This window comes from Brevibacillus brevis (assembly GCF_001039275.2).
In the GTDB taxonomy this organism is placed as follows: domain Bacteria; phylum Bacillota; class Bacilli; order Brevibacillales; family Brevibacillaceae; genus Brevibacillus; species Brevibacillus brevis_C.
The window spans coordinates 1,057,989-1,077,288 of the sequence record NZ_CP030117.1 but is presented as its reverse complement, the minus strand read 5'-3'; the positions used below and the strand labels follow the sequence as shown (position 1 = coordinate 1,077,288).

Sequence of the window (19,300 nt, the reverse complement as noted above, 5' to 3'; positions counted from 1 at the left end):
TCTATCTTGAAAACAAAACAGAGCGTGCTAGACTTGGATTATTACAAACGAAGAGAATCAGGTGATATCTAGTGGAAATGGACTTATCAACGATCGTACTTCTCGCCGTCTTTGGATTCGTTGCAGCATTCATTGACAGTACTGTTGGTGGAGGCGGACTCATCTCCCTCCCCGCCCTGCTTGGTCTAGGAATGCCACCGTACCTTGCTCTTGGTACGAACAAATTGGCTGGCACAATTTCATCTGCCACCAGCTCCTACACCTTTATCAAGAGCGGTAAATTTGACAAGAAGCTCATGCTGATCTTATTTCCCGTCTCGCTGATCGGCGCTTATTTCGGAGCGAAAACAGTACTGTTCGTTCCTCAGGAGTTTTTGAAGATCCTTGTCGTTATCATGATGGCACTCATTTTCGTTTACACCCTTTTCAACAAACGTTTTGGTCAAGATTCCAATTACAAAGGGCTGACCAAATTTACGCTCGGCATCGGGATTCCTTTTACCTTTTTAATCGGCTTTTACGATGGATTTTTCGGGCCTGGAACCGGTTCGTTCTTTGTTTTTCTGATGGTGCTGTTGTTTGGCTATGATTTTGTGATTGCAGCCGGCAATGGCCGAATTTTGAATCTGGCCAGTAACATTTCTGCGCTTTTTGTCTTCACAATGGAAGGCAAGGTCGTTTTCATGACTGGTCTCATCATGGGGATCGCGATGCTTTTGGGCGCTAACCTTGGTGCCAAAATGGCCATCAAAACGGGAGTACGTTATGTCCGTCCGTTGTTCTTGGTCGTATCCATTACCTTGATCGTGAAGATGGTGTATGAGTTGATTTTTACAGCTTAGTTTAAAGAACTTCTTGTACGTTACTGTAGTGGTGGGGAGGAAACAGGAGAAAACGCTCAGATTCTAGGGCCACCCCCTGTGGGACTCTCTGCACGACTCCATGCAAAAAGCGAAACCGCGTCCAAAGTAGTCCATTCACCGAAGTAATTTCAGAGGTGGACGCTTAAGACCGTGTTTCGCTTTTTGCATTCCGTCTCGGTCGGCGTCCCTAAGATCTTCGCTTATTTCTCCTGTTTCCTCTACAAGCTGTCCCGTTCTTGAACGGGTTTTAAAGACTTTAAAAGAACGAAAGAATGTCATCAGCAACGCTAGAGAAGAATATTTCCAGACGTAGCGACTTGTGGAGTCCTACCGAGCGGAGAAGGGATTCGCGGGCAAAAGAAACGCAACCGTGCCCATACGACGGAGCGGCTACCACTTTTGCGTTTCCCCGCGAATCCCTTCGGAGCGGGCAGTCTTATCCCCCAGCAGGACGGAGCCTGGAGCCTAGACTGGAAATATTCTTCTCCCCACTACAGCCATAAGCACGTGATGAGTCAGCCTGCAAACATCTACAGGCTGACTTTTTATGTTTGGCTCTTAGTTGGCCCCGACTGTTACAGCTTTGGCCTGATGATCACGCACCGCCTGATTGCTCGCCGCCATAAACGCCTGCGCGACCGCCATCAGTACATCTCGATGCTCGGCAACTCCTTTAAAATAACTTCCATTGGCGCTGACCGTCACGATCGCTTCGCCTGTCGCATGCTCTCCCGACGACAATGAATACAGCTCCATGTCCGTAAACTCCACGTCGAACGGCAGTGCCTGCTTGATGCCCGCTACCAATGCCTCAACAGGTCCTTCTCCGGTGCCAGAGTATGCTTGTTCTTCTCCTGTCGCATTGTTCGTAATCGTGCAGGAAGCCATACGATGTCCGGATGTGCCGGTGAGCACTTGCGCATTGACCAGTGTGAATGGCTCCAGTACCGCGTTCACCGTATGTCCTACCAGCTCAAGCAACTGATGATCCTGGACAACTTTTTGCTTGTCAGCCAGTTCTTTAAATTGGACGTACAGTGTCTCCATCTGCTCATCGGTCAGCTGTATCCCAAATTCGTTTACGCGGTGCTTGATCGCATGGCGACCGGAGTGCTTTCCGAGAATGATCATGTTGCGAGGTACCCCCAAGCTCTCCGGGTCCATGATTTCGTACGTGCTGCGCTCTTTTAAGAGACCGTCCTGATGAATCCCCGCTTCGTGCTGAAAGGCATTGCGACCGACAATTGGTTTGTTGAAAGCAATCGGGAAGCTCATGGCACGGCTCACCTTTTGCGAAGTGGTGTAAATGTGCTCCGGTCTGATGCCAGTCTCGGCATCCAATGCTTCTTTTCGCGTCTCAATTGCCATCACCAGCTCTTCCAAGGAGCAGTTCCCTGCCCGCTCACCGACCCCGTTGACTGTTACCTCGACTTGAGTGACCCCCGCTCGAATCGCTGCCAAACTGTTTGCAACCGCGAGTCCCAGGTCATTGTGACAGTGGGCACTGAACTCCACCTTGTCGCTGCCACGAACGTTTTTCATGACACGAGTGAACATGGCCCCATACTCTTCTGGAAGTGCGTACCCTACTGTATCGGGGATGTTGATAATGGTCGCCCCTTCTTCAATTGCCGCTTCGATCATCTCAAACAAAAACTCATCGCCAGTACGTGTCGCATCCATCGGGGAAAATTCAATCCGGTCTACATACTGTTTTCCGTACGCAATCATCTCGCGGGCAATCTTAATCACCTGCTCTCTTGACTTGCGGAGTTGGAAGTCCAGATGAATGCTGGAGGATGACAGAAACATGTGGAGTCTGCGACGCTCGGCCGCTTGTGTAGCCCGAACAGCAGCGTCGATGTCCTCTTTCACCGCACGAGCAAAGCCACAAATCTCCACGCCGTGCACCTCTTGCGAAATACGTTGCACCGCCATGAAGTCACCAGGGCTGGAGATTGGGAAGCCCGGTTCAATGACATCTACGCCGAGGTCTGCCAAGTGCTTTGCTATCACGATTTTTTGCTCAGGCGAAAGAGACGCTCCTGGCGCTTGCTCTCCGTCACGCAGTGTCGTATCAAAAATATGGATTCGTTTTGTCATGGGTAATGCCTCCTCAATTTTTTTAGTCGTATTTTCCGTAATAAAAAAAGCCCGCCGTCTCCATATACAAGAGACGACAAGCTTTTGGCTGCCGCGGTACCACTCTCGTTGATCCCCTCTTTTTCAAAAGAGAATCCACCTCGCTGTCCCGATGACGTGGGACGATCCGTCAAGGTCTACTGTATGTTTTCAACCTTGCCGCTCCCGGGTGAGATTCGAGCATTTCCTGACTGCGTCGCACCTACCCGCAGCTCTCTGGACAAGAAATTTGCTTTACTAGCTCCCGTTCTTCGCGTTTGTTCTATGTCGTTGTGAAAATCAAAAAGGCCTGCCGTCTCTATCGAAGAGACGACAGACCTTGTCTATCGCGGTACCACTCTCGTTGACCCCAGCTACTCGCCAGAAGTCCACCTCATGTACTGATCCTAGTCGATCAGCACAACCCGATCACGGAGGTTAACCGTCAGAACTTACTGCTCGATGCAGCGCTACATCTCGTTCAGTCCTGCCGCTCCCGGGCGAGCTTCACTGGCTTCTCTGACTGCGTTGCACCATCCCGCAGCTCTCTAAACAGATCAGTCCACTTACTGTTCCCGTTCTTCGCGTTATTGTTATTATTGTTTGAAATTTTATTCGGTTTATATCTGATTGTCAATGGAGGCTATCAATAAAATTAATTTTAATAACCCAATTAATTGATCTCTCTCACCGAGCTGCGGCCGAACTGTCTGTAATATAGGACGGCGAGACCCAGTATCACGAGCACTAAAGCGGAGTAAATATTGCTATAGACGGACGCTCCTGGATAGCTATTGAACAGATTCCAGCTCACAGCAGCTCCTCCATCAATCGTTTTGCCGTACAAGGTAGCGGCAAGTGCACCTGCAATAAAATTCAGCATTGCCATCAGTCCCATACCGACGCCGATCTGTTCCTTTGGTAGCGACTGCGAGATTGCGTTTGACATCGAAATCATCATAAACGATAGTCCGACATTACCAAAAATCAGAAAAACGGCAATGAGGAACGGGGATACTCCCGCAAAGGAAGAGAAGAGGACAAAGCTGCTCAAAAGTAGCGCAGACGCTGTGTAAAATAAATACGAATTCCCTTTCTTATCTGCAAGAATCCCGGCCTTTTTCCCCAAGAACGCGGTCACAATTGCTCCCGGTACCATGACAAAGCCAATGAGCCCTGGTGCCAGATGATTCACATTGGCCAACAACTGTGGACTAAGGAAAGCGAACGAATAACCACTCCCTATCATCAAAAAGGCAATAACCAGCCCGAGCGAATAGCGTTTGCTCCGGAATAAGCCAGGACGAACAAAAGGTTCTGCGGTCGTCCGAATTCTTACCAAGAACAGAAGGAATGCGAGGATGCACCCCAGTGCGAGCAACAAGCTCTGATTCGTAATAGATAGCAAAAGCAACGCAATCGTTATGGCGAGAAGCCCACCGCCGATCCAGTCCATTTTGACAGCCTCCCGCTCCTCCTCCTCCAAATACTTACGGAAAAAAGGCACGGCAAAAAGCGTGAACAACGGCATGCAGAACAGCCATCTCCAATCGAGCAGACTGACCAGCAAAGAGGAAAGAACAGGACCTAATGCGCTACCGATTGCCATCCCGGTCATGGAGATCCCTAGAGCTCGCCCCCTACTCTCTGGGGGAAAATAACGCACCGGAATAATGGAAGACGTCGCCGGAACAACTGCAGCTCCTGCTGCCTGCACAATTCTCCCAAATAACACCATGCCATAATTTTGAGCGAAAAACCCGATAACGGAGCCGATGGCAAATAGAATCAATCCGAATGTAAGCAAATGTTTGAGCTTGTAGGAATCGGCTAGCTTTCCGTACATCACGGTTCCAACCGCATAGATTAACAAAAAGGCAGACGTCACCCAGCTTACTTGGCTAAAAGATAAATGAAATTCTGTCCTGATTTGCGGTAACACGATATTGAACATCGTAGCACTCATCACCGTAATCATGAGGGTAAACACGAGTACGCGAAGAACTTTTTCAGCAGATTGTTGTTGTGGTTCGGTTTGCATATTGGAAAGACACCTCTCGTTATCACCGATTCTTCCCGGGAAGGTGATTGTTGGCCTTGCTTGTTGTTGTAGTTTATAATGATTTTAAAATAAACAAAAATATATCTTTTGACATGTAGTTGATATACCTGAGTATATGGAGTTGAATCAAATGGAATTGTTGCAATTGCACTATTTCCGAACAGTGGCCAAGTGGCAGCATATGACGAAAGCCGCCCAAGAGCTGCGGATTGCTCAGCCTGCTCTCAGCAAAACGATTGCTCGGTTGGAAGAGGATGTCGGGGTTCCGTTATTTGACCGCGAGCGAGGACGTATTCGGCTGAATACATTTGGGAAGGCGTATTTGGAGCGTGTAGATAAAGCACTGAACCTCTTGGAGGAAGGTCAAAAAGTCGTATCGGATCTGGCCGGAATGGAGCATGGTCGTATTCATCTGGCAACGTCGACCTTGGATTTGTTATCAGAACCGTTGGGCAAGTTTCTCGCCCTCCATCCCGATGTTCATTTCCAAATCACGCAAGCCTCCATTGAAGAAATGGCAACCCTCCTGGAGTCAGGCGAAGTGGATATTTGCTTCACGCATTTGCCGATCAGGGTGCCGGATATTTTGACTACGCCCGTATTGAAAGAAGATATTCACGTAGCTGTCCCCCGCACCCATCACCTAGCCAAACAAACCAGTATTCGACTAAGCGAGCTGGCTGAAGAGTCCTTTATCGGCTACAGAGAGGACTTTCCCATCCAAATGCTGTACGATCAGTTCTTTCAAAAAGCAGAGATTACCCCCAAATTCGCCTGTCGGGTAGATGATCCCGGCTCTATCCAAAAGCTGGTCCGCGCAGGTCTTGGCATCGCCCTCTACGGTTGTATCAGTCGGGAGGAAGACCCTCACCTTGTCATGATTCCGATCGAACACCCGATCTGCCAGCGACATTTTCAAATGATTCGGCACGAAAAAAGATATCTCTCCCTGGCAGCACGCAAATTCTGTGATTTTATCATCCGGTATTTTGCTGAATCTCTTGAAAAATAAAGCCCTTTTCCAACAGAAAAAAGCCTGGCATCATTCGCCAGGCTCTTCCCCTACTCTTGCTTTCTTTTTTTCATACGTAAAATGATGCCGTCAATGAGCAGTCCAATCCCCGCTCCGTAAAAAGGGGCCGCAAACCGAGTTCCTTCAGCAAGCGGCAGGTCTTTCAAATACACGATAAACACTCCAACAATAAAACCGATCATCGTGTAGCGCAGCCGGGTCGCCCCCATTAAACGACACTCCCTTTCACGCTACTTCCCGAATTTATTTGGCATTTTCATGTTTTTCATCGTACGGCTCATTTGTTTAAGCTGCTTTTGGTTGAGATTCATCCCCATTGAACGGGCCATGGCTTGAAGCTGCTTTTCGTCCATTTGCATGTTGGACATTTGTTTTTTCAATAAATAAGTCCCTCCATAAAATCCACCAGCGAGACCGATTAACAATGTAACAATTGGAATTACCCAGTTGTACCAAGCCATCAATACATTACCATCCTCTATACGTAATTATGAACTCTTTTATTGTACCATAGTTGGGCTATCTTCTGTAAATTGTGATTAGAAAACTTGGAAAATGAGAACACTGCCCTCAACAACATCTTTGTTTCAAGCATATTCTAATAGCAAGAGGTGAAGCAACTATGGCTCCAATTGTGATTCTGGACGCTGGACACGGTGGCAGTGATCCAGGCGGAGGCAACAACACGCAATTTACCGAGAAAGATATGAATTTGCAAATATCGCTCTACCAATATAATCGCTTTTTGGATTTAAATATTCCTGTCGCGATCACACGGACAACCGATGTGACTCTGACGAGTGAGGATCGGACTGCCCTGGTTCGAAACAGCGGCGCTCGCTACTGTATATCCAACCATATTAACTCAGGTGGCGGCCGAGGCTCCGAGGTCATTTACTCGATTTATGGCCCCCCAACCTTTCCCCAATTGATCCAGGATGCCCTGGCAGCGGAAGGGATGCCGAATCGACGCATTTTTACGCGGACACTGCCAGATAATCCGCGACTCGATTACTACTTCATGCACCGGGAGACTGGCAGCGTGGAGACAGTAATCGTCGAATACGGCTTTGCTGACAATGCTTTGGACGCAAATAAACTGCAACAGGATTGGCGAGATCTCGCGGAAGGGGTAATCCGGGCATTTTGCACGTACGCTAAACTTCCTTACCAGCCCCCTACGACTCCTACTTCTACTCCAAAACCTACTGCAGCACCGACCCTTGCTCCCACCACTTCTCCTGGAAACGGAGGAGGGAATGTGCCTGACTGGAAGCAGGAAGCCGTCAACTGGCTGTATGATCAAGGCTTATTAACCGACGAACAATGGCGTCAACAGCCTGACCAACCTCTGCCACTCTGGGCACAAGCTGTCATCCTGAAGCGTTTATTCGAAAAGCTTAAAACGTAACGTCTCCCTTTAATCGTCTGCCTTAAAACGGGTAAGTGGCGTATCCGCTAAGCCCGAATAGTTTCTTTTTGCTGGCACACTCACCAATTCGTCCTCTGGGTAGCGATAGGCGGTTAGCATTCCGCCGAAGACACATCCCTGGTCGATGTTGATGGTGCCATTTTTTCGTTTTGGCTCTGGATGCGGATCATGTCCCCATACGATTATGGGCGAAGTCACTTTTCGTTCTTTTGCCCATTCTCTACGGATCGGGCGCCCATCCGGTCCCGTCCCTGCCACATCGCCATATCGGCAAAACGTGTATACCGCAGGCGAATCCATTCCTATGTAATCATCGCGAATCCCCGCATGAACGGCGACCGCTACTATTTTTTCATTCCGTTTGATGATCATGTGCGAAGGCGAAGAAAATAGCAATCTGCGACTCTGTTCTCGCAGCAAGGAGGCCTTCTTCGGTCCGTATTCTTGCTGATACAGCCGAATCTCCTCTTCTACCTTTTCATCTCCGTGAGCCAATGTCACTGGTCTGCCATCCAACCAGCGAGCTACTTTCCATCCGTGGTTACTATCTACCATCTCAGCCAGACCTGCCGTGATATGATGGTGAAAAAATTGCAGCATCTTGATTGAGTAAGGCCCACGACTCGTGATATCACCGAGGGAAAGGAGCTTTCGGCCGTGGGGATGGCGATATGTACCGTCTCGGGTTTGTTCATATCCCAAGCGTTTGAGCAATTCTATAAATTCGTCGTAACAGCCGTGAACATCGCCGACGATATCCACACCATTGTCAGCCGAAAGCACCTTGGAGCGTGTTTGAGGTTTGTGCCTCATAGCCCGTCCCTCCTTTCCGTCATCTATCATTCGTTACTTACTATCTTTACCACATCTGCGAAAAAAACTCACGGCTTGTGTATAAGAAAAACGGTTTAAACAAGTAAACGCGCGAAAGAGCCCCTGTTACCCGAGGAGCTTTTTGGCGCGTTTACCTATTCATGATGGTATGTGATTAGCCTAAGCTATGTGTATGCACGTAAATAGCCGCTTGCGTGCGATCCTCCACATTCAGCTTGGCAAGAATGTTGCTCACATGAGTCTTGACCGTTTTGATCCCGATAATCAGCTCATCTGCAATCTCCTGGTTGGACTTGCCCTGACCGATCAGCTTCAAAACCTCCAATTCACGCGGCGTTAGTTGCTCATGGGGATGGGACTCTTGACCGTGACGGAAACGGGCCATAATTTTTCCTGCTACCCTCGATTCCAAAACTGGCTCACCCGCCGCAGCAGAGCGGATTGCCTTTGCAATCTCGGCCGCACGTGAAGTCTTCAGCAAGTAGCTGAATGCCCCCGCTTCAATGACCGGATATACCTTTTCATCATCAATAAAGCTAGTCAAAACAATAACCTTACTGGAAGGACAGCTTTCACGAATACGCCGAGTCGCTTCCACACCACCGATGCCTTCCATGACCAAATCCATCAGAACGACATCCGGGCGCAGCTCTTGCGTCATCCGCACGCCTTCTTCTCCACTGCCTGCCTCTGCTACGACTTCAATATCGTCCTCTGTAGACAAATAAGCAGCCAGACCCATCCGAACCATTTCGTGATCATCTACCAGTAGTACCCGAATCACCGAGCCTTCACCCTTCCCGTTCCGTCTGTGACATTAGAGGAATACGCACCTCAATTTGCGTCCCCTTCCCAATTGCCGAGTAAATCTCCATGGAGCCTCCGACCTCTGCTACGCGCTCTTGCATACTGCGTAAACCGTAGGACGTCATTTTCTCCCCATCCGGATCAAAACCAACACCGTCATCCGTTACTCGCAGGCGAACCTGCTCTTGCAGCGTAAACAGCTTCACTGTAATCTGGGTAGCTCTGGCATGCCGCAATGTATTGGACAAGGATTCCTGCAAAATGCGGAATAAATGATCCTCAATTCCACTCGGCAAGCCTTCGACGTCTTCGATCTCCCAAGTTAGCTGCATGGTATTTTTACGCGTCAGCTCATCTAAAAGTTCCAGAACGGCTTCCTTCAATGACTTGTTTTGCAACGTAGCCGGACGAAGATGCAAGAGCAATGCCCTCATCTCCGCTTGTGCAGCTGCTGCCATCTCTTCGACCAATTCAATCTGCTGTGCTGCACGTTGAGGATTCTTTTCTACAAGCCGCTTCATCGCCGCCGTCGTCATGGCGATGGCGAACAACTGCTGGCTGACTGCATCATGCAGTTCTCTCGCCAATCTCTGTCGCTCCTCTGTTACCGCTGCATGCTTCAATTGTTCTGCGAGAGCCGCATTGTGGTTCGACAGCCGCTGCAAGGATGCCACTTGCTCTTCCCATTGCGAAGCCAAGCGATTGATCTGCCATCCTAATTCGCCAACTTCATCGACTCCCAATTCGGGAACCCGATACGACAGCATCCCGCGCCCAAGTTTCATGGCAGCTTCCCACAGTACACTGAGTCTCTTTTTCAACAAATTCCCGATGATATAGGAAATGATCAATGCTACTAAGACACCTGCAGGCAAAGAGACAACAAAAGCAGCAAGCTGAATCAAGCCCTCTGGATCGGCAGGCAGATTGATGCCTATATATTCTTCAAGCCACCACACGAAGTTGCGGTCGCTGATTACTTCGTTGTACCACCGATGAATCCCCGGGTGATCTTTCCATAAAAAGTATAGCCAAAAGAAACAAATAAACGCGGCAGTAACTGCACTGACGGCCAGTAACATGCCATAGCGCACGTATTGCCACTGAATACTTGCCAATCGCTGTCGACGCATCCGCCAGTACCTCCTAGATGTACTTGACTTTTATATCGCCGACAAGCAGCGAGATATGCAAGTTTACTTTTTGCAATGCTTCATCATACTGATCTGAACGAATCTTAACACTGCGATTGATACCTCCCTGACGGTGGCTTAGCACCTCCAGGTCACCAATACTCAACCCTGCCGTTACCGATACAGGAAGATCGACAGGCACATAAATCGTCACATCGCCTACCCAGCCCTCTACGACAAGAATCGCCTCATCCCGTATCAACACTGCCCGGGAAAGATCAATCACGACATCCCCGATTCCATGCCAGACATGTAAGTGATTCAGTTCAAAACGCCCCGAGGTCAGGTGATAATCTCCAATCAGAGAACTGCGGGAATCTTTTGGCAACGTGTCGTCAGGTGATGAAGACATTCCATCGTGATGAGGAATTTTGCCACTAACATGCTTCCATTTATTCCAGCTATCTAGCCAAGGGCGTTCCTCTGTTGAAACCTTTACGTCACTCTGAACACTCGCATCACTTGTCATAATCGTCTCCGCAGCAGACGGGGTCTCCCTATCGCCTAAAGGTTGATTCGCACGTTGATCTTGTCTGCTGCTCTTGCCCCGAATCAACTGAAACCCGAAATAAATAAACACGATTGGCACTGCAATCTGGAACAAATCATCGATCCCGACACCAAACCACATATCCATCGCGATGATGGTCCCCAGGGAGATTAGAATCCCTCCGCCAATCCTAGTTTTCTGCCCCCACAAACGAAGGCCGAAATAAATAAGCACCATCGGCCACAAATCAAACAGACCGAACGAAATGATACCCAAACTATCTAACAAAAGGCCGATTCCCGTAAAAATAATCAGGATACCAGCCAACATTTTGTGCAAACGGGACAGTTTCACAAAAGTCTCCTCTCTCACGCCCCATGCTGATCGTTTTCACTTTGACCATTACGACAGGTATAGATGAATGCAGGCGGAATGTTCAACAGGGTAAAGTCGATCTTGACCCGGGGAAAACGATCCTGCAACTCAGCTTGGAGTTGTAGCGAATATTGGAATGTAATAAATAGGCCCCCTGGCTTCAGTACAGATTGAACTTCGTCCAGAATTGCTGCCCGCAGCTCTTGTGGAAAATTGGCGAATGGCAGACCTGAGATAATGACATCTGCACCTGCAAGGTTCTGCTCCTCCAAGTAAGACCTAAGTTTAGTCGCTTCCTCCCTGACAGGAAGATCGGGAAAACGTGATTGAAGCATAGAGCGAAAATGGGAATCTCGTTCCACAAGCACGTACTGTGTGCCGGGACGCAAGCGCTGATAGATCGTTTGGGTAAATGCCCCTGTACCAGGTCCCAGCTCCAGGATCACATCGGTTGAAGCCCAATCGACGCTTTTCAACATTTGCTCACATAAAAAACGAGAGCTAGGGATTATACTACCGACGCGTCCAGGCTCAGCGATAAACCGTCGCAAAAAGACCAAGAAGTCCTGCAAGAATCGTACCTCCTAGGGGAAAAGCAGCCTGATATACACAGGCTGCCGAATTGACACAATCTATTCTACACCCAGTCCCCCAGTTCCTGTCGAATTAGGATTGTACTGGTTTAGCTACCGGTGTTTTCACTTCATTGATGGATGCTTTGATGCTGGCAAGTTCTGCATCGAGATCATCCTTTTCCAGGTCAGACAAAGCGTTCTCCCAAGCGCGGTTCGTTTGGCGCCATTGTCCACTCATTTGCGCTTCTGCTTCCATGCGCATGACTTTCTCTTCCATGCGGGCGAAGCCACGGCCTGCGGACTGATTGCCGATACCGACAACTGCTTGATTGACTTGCTTTTGTGTACGAGCTACTTGTGCACGTGCCATCAGTGTGAACCTTTTCGCACGCATTTTATAGAACTCTTCCTTCAGCTCAGCCAGCTTCTCGCGCATTTGCGTAGCTGCCTCGGATGCTGACAGGTAGAGAGCTTCATATTCCGCTGCACGGCCCTCGTACTGCTTCTTGTCAGCGAGTGCTCGACGAGCCAACTCATCTTCTCCCTCAGTCAAGGCGAGCTTGACTTGTCGATCGCGTTTTTCGATCAGAGCATTGGCTTCGTCCAATTGCTGGCGGAATTTCTTTTCCAGTGCAACCTGACGGGCAACCGCTACTTCAACTTGTCCGATTTCTACTTCCATGTCACGCATATATTGATTCAGCATTACTACCGGATCTTCCATTGAATCCAATGCATCATTTACCGAAGCTACTGTCAGGTCACGCAAACGTTTAAAGATACTCATTATTTTTTCCTCCTCATCATATCACATCATATTGTTCATCCAAAAGACTCTTGCGACACAGTGTTATTGCGGTTACCAAAACGGTTATGACCGTTTGGTTACGTTTTTCTCCCAAGCGTCTAGCGTATCTTCCTTTAATACTTTTTGGGCCCATTCACGCTCCCAAGCAGGTGGAGCTTGTTTAGGTTCTTGGCTGGGACGCAGTAAGCGATATCCCAGATAAATCACCCCAATGGCCAGAAGTGCGTGAAATAGTAGGTCAAGCTTGCCAATCAACATCAGGAACCCGAATAGGAAGACCAGGATTCCCCAAAAGCGTGAACCGGTTTGTCCCATAATCTTTTTGGCACCGTATATCATGATCACACCGGGAATGATGAACCCGAGCAAGTCTCCGATATCGATACCCACCAGATCTAGTAGAACCAACCCACCGACTAGCAGCAGAACCAGCCCGAGTAGAACTTTGCCAGACCGTTCGCTCATTACTCGCTTACCTCCATTCGTTTTGCATGTGGTGCTTGTGGAACGTTATGCCCTTATTGTAGCCCTCGGTATAGGCTTCCCATAACGGGCGTGCGGTTGGTTTTTCCCTCCGTCCTTGGACGGAGACAATTTCCTGCCCTAATCGGACGAGCTGTCCCACAAGGCAGAACCAGCCCGCGTCGAACGGCGGCTTGCACTGTCGAACGAAAACGTTACAGCATTTGACGGTATTTTTGTGACGAATATGTGAACGAACAGATAAAAAGAAGGAAAAAAAGGACTCGCGTAGAATCTTCGTAAGAGTGCGTGTAAAAAAACATCGAAAAATAGCCGAATTCCGCTTGGCGGAAACGGGGGAACCACGTTTTTGGGGTGAATGGTTGCTACTCCTAGCAGCCTAGGGCGTCCTTTCGACCGAACCCTTCAGCTAACCTCGTAGGCTCACGAAGGGAGCAGTTTCTTTTGCGCAAGGTGGTTTTATCTTTATTTATGGCTGGATTGCTTGCTATGGGGGCAGGCGCTGCACAGGCTGCTGAGGAGAATTCTCTCAATGAAGTGGTCAGCGACTTGTACGGTACCCCTTACAAATCTTCCGGCACGTCCAAAAAGGGCTTTGACTGCTCCGGTTTCACGCGCTACGTATTTGATGCGTTAGGTGTAGACCTGCCTCACAATTCTGCTTCCCAGTACGAATTAGGTACAGAGGTAGCCAGAAAAGATTTGCAGCCAGGCGATCTCGTGTTCTTCAATACGAACGGTCGCAGCATTTCTCACGTGGGTATCTACATTGGAGACGGCACATTCGTGCACTCGGAATCTGGTCGTGGAGTCGTCAACACCAAGTTGAACGATCCATACTACTGGAGCAAGCGGTATGTAGGCGCCAAGCGTCTCAGCGTTCCTGTTCTAGCGAAAGCAGAAACTCCGAAAAAGGAAAAAGCGGTGCAAGCTGCATCGTTGCCGGAAAAACCAGCTCAAAAATAGTCGTTCGGCAAAATAATAAAAGCCAGGGACACTCCGTCTCTGGCTTTTTCTGACGAAATTTAGTACCTGGTCTAAAGATGTACCCCCATATATTCGAACAACTTAATAACTTACGGGGTTTCTTCCCCTGATCAGGTCAAAGCATGTTATGATAGACAAGACCCATTCTTTGAATGGTATTCCTTATTAATAGAAGTAACTGGGGGTTGTTCCGGTGAAAGATCACATTTTAATTGTCGATGACAATCTGGAGATTATTGAACTGCTAGAAGACATTTTGGAGAACGAGGGCTTCACCGTTTCCTCCGCAGAGAGCGGAGAAGATGCACTCTCCCTGCTCAGCCAAGGAGACCGACCCAACCTGATCCTTTTGGATATTATGATGCCCAACATGAGTGGCTACGAGCTCTGTTCTCAAATTCGCCGTGAGTGGGATTTGCCTATACTGTTTCTCAGTGCAAAAGGAAAAGCGGTAGATAAGGTAGTTGGCTTCGAAATCGGTGCAGACGATTACATCACGAAGCCCTTTGATACAGAAGAGCTGCTCGCTCGTATTCGTGCCCACCTGCGCCGCTATGAGCGCATTCGCAAGCATACGGAAGAGCAGCCTGAGAAGGAAACGGCCTCTTCTCCGATTACCGTTTTGAAATTCAAGGACCTAGAAATTCATAAAGAAACGTATTCCGTTTATGTATGTAATCAAAAGATTGAGCTCTCGACAAAAGAATTTCAACTGCTCACATTCCTCGCAGAAAATGCGGGCATCGTCTTTACAAGAGAGCAAATCTATGACCGCGTCTGGGGATATGGGTACGGCTCGCTCAATACAGTGACCGTCCATATCAAAAACCTCCGTGAAAAGTTGGAAACAGAGCGTCAGTTCATTAAAACACAATGGGGGACAGGCTACGTATTTATCGGGGAGAAGCTTTAAATGAGTTTACGCAATAAAATTTTTCTCTCCTTCATTGCCTTGATCACACTCAACATCTTGTTGTTTAAATTTGTTTTTCAAGACATTATTGTCGCTCAACTCAAAAATGATCGGCATAATCAGTACCAGGCTGAGAAGGAAGCCGCTGAGAAGGTCATGCTCAATCAATTGCTTCTCGTCAGTAATTTCAAGGACCCCATCGAGCGTTTGGAGCTTGAAAAGCAGTTGCCAGACGACGTGATGTACCGCATGCTCGTGAAGGATGCCAATGGAAACACCATCTACAGCAAAACATCACGCGCCTATAATTTGAAAATGCCTTCTCCCTCCGCATCAAACCGTGGCGATTCTGCCAAGCAAAGTGACCTCAAAGTGGTCGCTGAGTACCATTTTCAGCAGGAGCCACCGCGTACAGGGGAGATCGTTGTTTATTTCTACACAGATGATTACGACATGATGGCTACGACAGGGGTTTCCATGATGCTTTGGTTTATTTATGGAAGCATTAGTCTGGTAGGATTGGTTCTGCTCGCTTTGTTCGTTCGCTGGATACTACGGCCCGTGAACGAATTATCGCGCGTCACCCAAGAAATCCAGGAAGGGAAACGGTTAGTGACATTTACGTATCGCTCGCATGATGAGTTTGGACAACTCTTTCGATATTTTGGGGATATGGTTGATGAGCTTCGCTTAGCGGAAGAAAGACAGGCCGAAATGATTGCTTCGATCGCCCACGACTTCCGCACACCACTCACCACGATTAAAGGATATGCATCATATATCGGCTCCGGTCGTGTGACGGATATGACCAAAATACAGAAACAGATGAGTAAAATCGAGCTAAAAACGACGGACTTGGAAAAACTGCTGGATGAGTTGCAGGACTTCACCGCCCAAAGCTCCGAAGTCCGACTCAACATTAACCGCATTCATGTCAAAAGCTTCTTGAGAGGAATCATTGAGGACTATTTGCCAAGAATCAAAGAAGCAGGCCTCACCTTTCACTGGAAGCTGCGTATTTCCAATGAACTACACATCGAAGCGGATGAGACCAAGCTGCGTCGTGTCATGGAAAACTTGTTGAACAACGCCATTCACTACAATAAACCGGATGGCTCCATTTACCTTACTTGTGATCAACGAGAAGGTCATGTCCTTTTTACTGTGATCGACAAGGGAGAAGGAATCGCCTCTGAAGACTTGCCGAAGATTTTCACCAAGTTTTATCGGGCGGAAAAATCACGCAATCGCAACAGTGGCGGTACAGGCTTAGGCTTAACAATTTGCAAGAGCATCGTCCGGCTTCACGGCGGAGATTTGATGGTAAACAGTGAACTGGGAATGGGAAGCAGTTTCTCCTTCACCATCCCCTTCTTCCACGGGTAGCTTTCACAAGCTACCCTTACTTTATATAGATTTATTCCTAGTTAATTATTTCTTTATATTTTACTTGTAAAATAATTTTTGTAAGCATGTTGCTTTCAGTGATAAATAACCCCCAGTTCGGTATCTGACACAATCGGCGAAACCGTAGTGATAAGATGCCTCTTTTTTTGCCTCCTATTTCCATTTTTTTCTATCTTTTCTCCAAACGCATCGGCAGTCCGTTCTTGGGACGCAAGGTGACCAACGGCTCGGGCTCTACTGCCTGATTCGGTTCAGCCAGTCGTAGTCGATATCGCTGTGCGATCGTCGCCAATAGCAAAGCTGCCTCCATCAAAGCAAAGTTGTTCCCGATACAAACACGCGGCCCACCGCCAAAGGGAAAATACGCATAAGCAGGGTTTCGTTTTAAGAGGTCACTGTCAAAACGCTCTGGAATGAATTGTTCAGCCTGCTCATAATAGCGTGGGTTACGATGCATGACATATTGGCTCATCATCAGCGTATCGCCAGGCTTGTACGTGTGACCGCCTATCTCAACCTCTTCTACCACTTCCCGGTTAATCGTCCAGGCCGCAGGATAGAGCCTCAGCGTTTCCTGTACAATGAGATTCGTATACTTCAACTGGGGAAGATCCTCGACTGTCGGCAGCTTTTCACATAGCACCGTCGACAGCTCGTCATGCAGCTTTTTCTCCACCTCGGGATGAGTAGCCAGCAAATAGAAAATCCACGACATGGTATTCGCAGTCGTCTCATGACCAGCTACAAAAATGGTCATGACCTCGTCGCGCACCTGCTCATCTGTCATTCCTTCCCCATCATCTTCATCACGCGCAGCCAAAAGCATCCCCAACAAGTCCTTGTGCTCTTCTCCTTCGCTATTACGACGAGCTTCGATCAAGGAATAGATCGTTTTGTCCAGCAGCTCACTCGACTCCAGGAACTCCCGATTGCTTTTGGTAGGTACGGACAACGGAATGTCGATAAAAGAGGAGCCTTTGTTTGCCACGTATTTCAAACCGACATCAATGGCATGTCCAATCTGATCGGCGCCTTCCTTGACGGTTTTGCCAAACATAGTCTCTGTAATGATCGCAAGGGTTACTTTCATCATGTCCGAGTGAATATCGCGCAGCTCCCCTGTTTTCCAATCCGACATCAGATCAACTGCTTGGCGGACCATCACCCCTCCGTAGTTGGCGATACGCTCTCGATGAAAAGCTGGCTGCATAAGACGCCGTTGTCGCAGATGCTTTTTTCCTTCACTGGTGAGAATTCCATCCCCTACAACAGGTCGTGCCGCCTGTAGTCCTTTCCCTTTTCGAAAATGCGCCTGCTTGCTGACCAAAACCTCTTTGATGTGATCCGGATTCGTTAACAGGTAAACATGGCGGGAAGGACCGAAGCGAAAATGGACGACTTCTCCATGTTCTTCTGCTGCGTCGCGGATGAACTGAAGCGGCGAGCGGCGAAATGCCATCAGGTTCCCTGAGATCGGAAGGCCTTTTGGGCCGGTTATCGTGATATTCATGCGTCTCCTCCTTTTTACATGCAAAATCCTACCGATAGTATCCGGCACGATAAGGAGATTATGCGAAAAAAAGCCACCCGAACTTCGGATGGCTTACGAAATCATTTTGTTTATCGTGTAACTGGTTGATCTGTGCGCAACAGACGAGAAGCAATCAGTCGCTCGCGTACCTTAATGCCAATCAGAGAAGCCAGAACTGCTTTGACAACCCCTACAACGAGGAAAGGAGTTACACCAAAAGCGACAGCTTTATCCCATGGAATGTCCATGACGTATTTGAGCTGTACAGTACCAAAAGCGAGTGTGACAAACATGCCAATGATGTTGGCGATGATGGCGTTTTTCAAGGTGAATCTTGTTTTCTCCAAGTAAAGCCCGGTCACATAAGCGGTTGCAATAAACCCAAATATGTACCCGCCGGATTTGCCGACCAATACTTGCAAGCCGCCTTTTGCCTCGCTGAATACAGGTAATCCGACTGCACCGAGCAAAACGTAAATAACCAAAGCCAGTGTCCCGTATCGTTTTCCCAAAATAGTCGCCGTCAGCCCTACTGCTAACGTTTGCGCGGTAATCGGAATTAACGGCAAGGGAATAGTCACCTGCGACAATACCGCAGTCATTGCAGCAAAGATGGCAGAGAGCAACAGCCATCTCAAGCGTTCGTTTCTCATGCGTACTAGCCTCCGTTTTGTTAACTAAAAATATCATAAGGTTAACAAAATAATAATACGCATCTGCCCTTTTGTAAATCCCCGTTCTTTCCGCTTACCTTTTTGCTTGTTGATCCATGTGTAGCTGCAGCTTTTGAAGTGACTGAACCGTATGATCGATTAATTCGTTCAAGTCATCGATGTTGCCTTCATCAATTTTCCGATGAAAGTCCAGCGTCACCTGATTGGTTATTTGCTTCGGCGGCCAATCGATTCGCTGCTCCGCAAGCGTTGCCGATACTTTCTGTGTAATATAAGGCCGCTGACCCCAGATGTGATTGAGAATCGATGTGATTTCTCTCGCTTCTGCGGGCACATCTCTGTAATTTTCCATCTGTAAGTAAAAATGGATGCAAATCGTACATCCGATATGTTCTGTCAACGGCTGTTCTAGCTGCTCGGCTGCAATATCAGCTAACTGGGTACGAAGCTGCATCTCAGCACGGACAGCAACGGTATGATCATGTTGATCAGCCAGCTTGAACTCGATCTGAAACTGTCGATGGAACGTAGCCATATCCATGACATCCGAACGGCTCGTAATCGTGATTGCCCCTTCGAAGTCCCGGTCGTATACCGCACCTTCCAGCACAACCCTGATATTGTCAAAAACAAGCGGATGAAACATCTCGCGCCCTCCTTTTCCCAGACAATCGGGCCCTTTCTTTTTACAGTATATAGCATGCCTGCTTTC

The 19,300-nt window shown here is 48.3% G+C and carries 20 protein-coding genes, 1 riboswitch and 2 other annotated features; of the genes, 6 read left to right on the top strand and 14 right to left on the bottom strand.

Features of this window, described 5'->3' with window-relative positions:
• Positions 1-71: 71 nt before the first annotated feature.
• Entirely contained in the window at positions 72-842 is a 771-nt protein-coding gene (locus tag AB432_RS05620) for a sulfite exporter TauE/SafE family protein (RefSeq protein WP_047073690.1), read from the top strand.
• Between the two features lie 579 nt (positions 843-1,421).
• Here AB432_RS05620 and AB432_RS05610 read toward each other — a convergent pair.
• Together AB432_RS05610 and AB432_RS05605 are read right to left on the bottom strand one after the other, a co-directional pair.
• Positions 1,422-2,966, bottom strand: coding sequence for a 2-isopropylmalate synthase (locus tag AB432_RS05610; protein ID WP_048031415.1), 1,545 nt, complete (start codon positions 2,964-2,966; stop codon positions 1,422-1,424).
• Between the two features lie 66 nt (positions 2,967-3,032).
• Positions 3,033-3,266: a binding site (T-box leader), on the bottom strand.
• A 41-nt stretch (positions 3,267-3,307) separates the two neighbouring features.
• Positions 3,308-3,576, bottom strand: a binding site (T-box leader).
• Positions 3,577-3,657: 81 nt separating this feature from the next.
• Positions 3,658-5,025: an MFS transporter gene (locus AB432_RS05605; RefSeq protein WP_048031414.1), complete on the bottom strand. Its 1,368-nt coding sequence runs from the start codon at positions 5,023-5,025 to the stop codon at positions 3,658-3,660.
• 151 nt (positions 5,026-5,176) lie between these two features.
• Here AB432_RS05605 and AB432_RS05600 point away from each other — a divergent pair, with 151 nt between their 5' ends.
• Complete coding sequence (locus tag AB432_RS05600; protein WP_048031413.1) at positions 5,177-6,058, top strand: LysR family transcriptional regulator; 882 nt, start codon at positions 5,177-5,179, stop codon at positions 6,056-6,058.
• Positions 6,059-6,108: 50 nt separating this feature from the next.
• On the opposite strand, the gene AB432_RS05595 is transcribed toward AB432_RS05600, so the two are convergent.
• Together AB432_RS05595 and AB432_RS05590 are read right to left on the bottom strand one after the other, a co-directional pair.
• Positions 6,109-6,288 (bottom strand): hypothetical protein, encoded by a 180-nt coding sequence (locus tag AB432_RS05595; protein ID WP_012684743.1) that lies wholly within the window; start codon positions 6,286-6,288, stop codon positions 6,109-6,111.
• A gap of 21 nt (positions 6,289-6,309) precedes the next feature.
• Positions 6,310-6,540, bottom strand: coding sequence for a YneF family protein (locus AB432_RS05590; protein WP_047073685.1), 231 nt, complete (start codon positions 6,538-6,540; stop codon positions 6,310-6,312).
• A gap of 161 nt (positions 6,541-6,701) precedes the next feature.
• On the opposite strand from AB432_RS05590, the gene AB432_RS05585 reads away from it, so the two are divergent.
• Positions 6,702-7,490: an N-acetylmuramoyl-L-alanine amidase family protein gene (locus AB432_RS05585; protein ID WP_048031412.1), complete on the top strand. Its 789-nt coding sequence runs from the start codon at positions 6,702-6,704 to the stop codon at positions 7,488-7,490.
• Positions 7,491-7,499: 9 nt separating this feature from the next.
• On the opposite strand, the gene AB432_RS05580 is transcribed toward AB432_RS05585, so the two are convergent.
• From AB432_RS05580 to AB432_RS05550, 7 genes are all read right to left on the bottom strand, one after another.
• Positions 7,500-8,324, bottom strand: a complete 825-nt coding sequence (locus AB432_RS05580; protein WP_048031411.1) for a bis(5'-nucleosyl)-tetraphosphatase PrpE — start codon at positions 8,322-8,324, stop codon at positions 7,500-7,502.
• Positions 8,325-8,499: 175 nt separating this feature from the next.
• Positions 8,500-9,129: a response regulator gene (locus AB432_RS05575; protein ID WP_007721557.1), complete on the bottom strand. Its 630-nt coding sequence runs from the start codon at positions 9,127-9,129 to the stop codon at positions 8,500-8,502.
• Between the two features lie 7 nt (positions 9,130-9,136).
• Positions 9,137-10,285 (bottom strand): HAMP domain-containing sensor histidine kinase, encoded by a 1,149-nt coding sequence (locus tag AB432_RS05570; protein WP_048031410.1) that lies wholly within the window; start codon positions 10,283-10,285, stop codon positions 9,137-9,139.
• A gap of 13 nt (positions 10,286-10,298) precedes the next feature.
• Positions 10,299-11,189 (bottom strand): cell wall-active antibiotics response protein LiaF, encoded by an 891-nt coding sequence (liaF, locus tag AB432_RS05565; protein WP_048031409.1) that lies wholly within the window; start codon positions 11,187-11,189, stop codon positions 10,299-10,301.
• Between the two features lie 14 nt (positions 11,190-11,203).
• Positions 11,204-11,782: a class I SAM-dependent methyltransferase gene (locus AB432_RS05560; protein ID WP_048031408.1), complete on the bottom strand. Its 579-nt coding sequence runs from the start codon at positions 11,780-11,782 to the stop codon at positions 11,204-11,206.
• A 94-nt stretch (positions 11,783-11,876) separates the two neighbouring features.
• The gene (locus AB432_RS05555) at positions 11,877-12,572 is read right to left on the bottom strand and encodes a PspA/IM30 family protein (protein WP_048031407.1); all 696 of its coding nucleotides are present in this window, start codon (positions 12,570-12,572) and stop codon (positions 11,877-11,879) included.
• Positions 12,573-12,656: 84 nt separating this feature from the next.
• A complete protein-coding gene (locus AB432_RS05550; RefSeq protein ID WP_048031406.1) occupies positions 12,657-13,058 on the bottom strand; it encodes a LiaF transmembrane domain-containing protein in 402 nt (133 codons plus the stop codon).
• A gap of 318 nt (positions 13,059-13,376) precedes the next feature.
• A riboswitch (cyclic di-AMP (ydaO/yuaA leader) is annotated at positions 13,377-13,516 on the top strand.
• Between the two features lie 4 nt (positions 13,517-13,520).
• Between AB432_RS05550 and AB432_RS05545 the strand changes: the two genes are divergently transcribed.
• From AB432_RS05545 to AB432_RS05535, 3 genes are all read left to right on the top strand, one after another.
• A complete protein-coding gene (locus AB432_RS05545) occupies positions 13,521-14,042 on the top strand; it encodes a C40 family peptidase (RefSeq protein ID WP_048031405.1) in 522 nt (173 codons plus the stop codon).
• A 214-nt stretch (positions 14,043-14,256) separates the two neighbouring features.
• Complete coding sequence (locus AB432_RS05540; RefSeq protein WP_048031404.1) at positions 14,257-14,976, top strand: response regulator transcription factor; 720 nt, start codon at positions 14,257-14,259, stop codon at positions 14,974-14,976.
• Positions 14,977-16,362 (top strand): sensor histidine kinase, encoded by a 1,386-nt coding sequence (locus tag AB432_RS05535; protein ID WP_048031403.1) that lies wholly within the window; start codon positions 14,977-14,979, stop codon positions 16,360-16,362. It abuts the gene before it with no gap.
• Positions 16,363-16,552: 190 nt separating this feature from the next.
• Here the strand turns inward: AB432_RS05535 and AB432_RS05530 are convergent, their stop codons facing one another.
• From AB432_RS05530 to AB432_RS05520, 3 genes are all read right to left on the bottom strand, one after another.
• Positions 16,553-17,893 (bottom strand): cytochrome P450, encoded by a 1,341-nt coding sequence (locus AB432_RS05530; protein ID WP_048031402.1) that lies wholly within the window; start codon positions 17,891-17,893, stop codon positions 16,553-16,555.
• Between the two features lie 110 nt (positions 17,894-18,003).
• Entirely contained in the window at positions 18,004-18,567 is a 564-nt protein-coding gene (locus AB432_RS05525) for a biotin transporter BioY (protein ID WP_048031401.1), read from the bottom strand.
• 94 nt (positions 18,568-18,661) lie between these two features.
• Entirely contained in the window at positions 18,662-19,234 is a 573-nt protein-coding gene (locus tag AB432_RS05520; protein WP_048031400.1) for a hypothetical protein, read from the bottom strand.
• Positions 19,235-19,300 lie beyond the last annotated feature (66 nt).

Bases quoted from the DNA above. Each gene is read 5' to 3' on its own strand.
- AB432_RS05610 (WP_048031415.1), bottom strand. From the start codon at position 2,966: ATGACAAAACGAATCCATATTTTTGATACGACACTGCGTGACGGAGAG.
- AB432_RS05605 (WP_048031414.1), bottom strand. From the start codon at position 5,025: ATGCAAACCGAACCACAACAACAATCTGCTGAAAAAGTTCTTCGCGTA.
- AB432_RS05600 (WP_048031413.1), top strand. From the start codon at position 5,177: ATGGAATTGTTGCAATTGCACTATTTCCGAACAGTGGCCAAGTGGCAG.
- AB432_RS05595 (WP_012684743.1), bottom strand. From the start codon at position 6,288: ATGGGGGCGACCCGGCTGCGCTACACGATGATCGGTTTTATTGTTGGA.
- AB432_RS05590 (WP_047073685.1), bottom strand. From the start codon at position 6,540: ATGGCTTGGTACAACTGGGTAATTCCAATTGTTACATTGTTAATCGGT.
- AB432_RS05585 (WP_048031412.1), top strand. From the start codon at position 6,702: ATGGCTCCAATTGTGATTCTGGACGCTGGACACGGTGGCAGTGATCCA.
- AB432_RS05580 (WP_048031411.1), bottom strand. From the start codon at position 8,324: ATGAGGCACAAACCTCAAACACGCTCCAAGGTGCTTTCGGCTGACAAT.
- AB432_RS05570 (WP_048031410.1), bottom strand. From the start codon at position 10,285: ATGCGTCGACAGCGATTGGCAAGTATTCAGTGGCAATACGTGCGCTAT.
- AB432_RS05555 (WP_048031407.1), bottom strand. From the start codon at position 12,572: ATGAGTATCTTTAAACGTTTGCGTGACCTGACAGTAGCTTCGGTAAAT.
- AB432_RS05550 (WP_048031406.1), bottom strand. From the start codon at position 13,058: ATGAGCGAACGGTCTGGCAAAGTTCTACTCGGGCTGGTTCTGCTGCTA.
- AB432_RS05535 (WP_048031403.1), top strand. From the start codon at position 14,977: ATGAGTTTACGCAATAAAATTTTTCTCTCCTTCATTGCCTTGATCACA.
- AB432_RS05530 (WP_048031402.1), bottom strand. From the start codon at position 17,893: ATGAATATCACGATAACCGGCCCAAAAGGCCTTCCGATCTCAGGGAAC.
- AB432_RS05525 (WP_048031401.1), bottom strand. From the start codon at position 18,567: ATGAGAAACGAACGCTTGAGATGGCTGTTGCTCTCTGCCATCTTTGCT.
- AB432_RS05520 (WP_048031400.1), bottom strand. From the start codon at position 19,234: ATGTTTCATCCGCTTGTTTTTGACAATATCAGGGTTGTGCTGGAAGGT.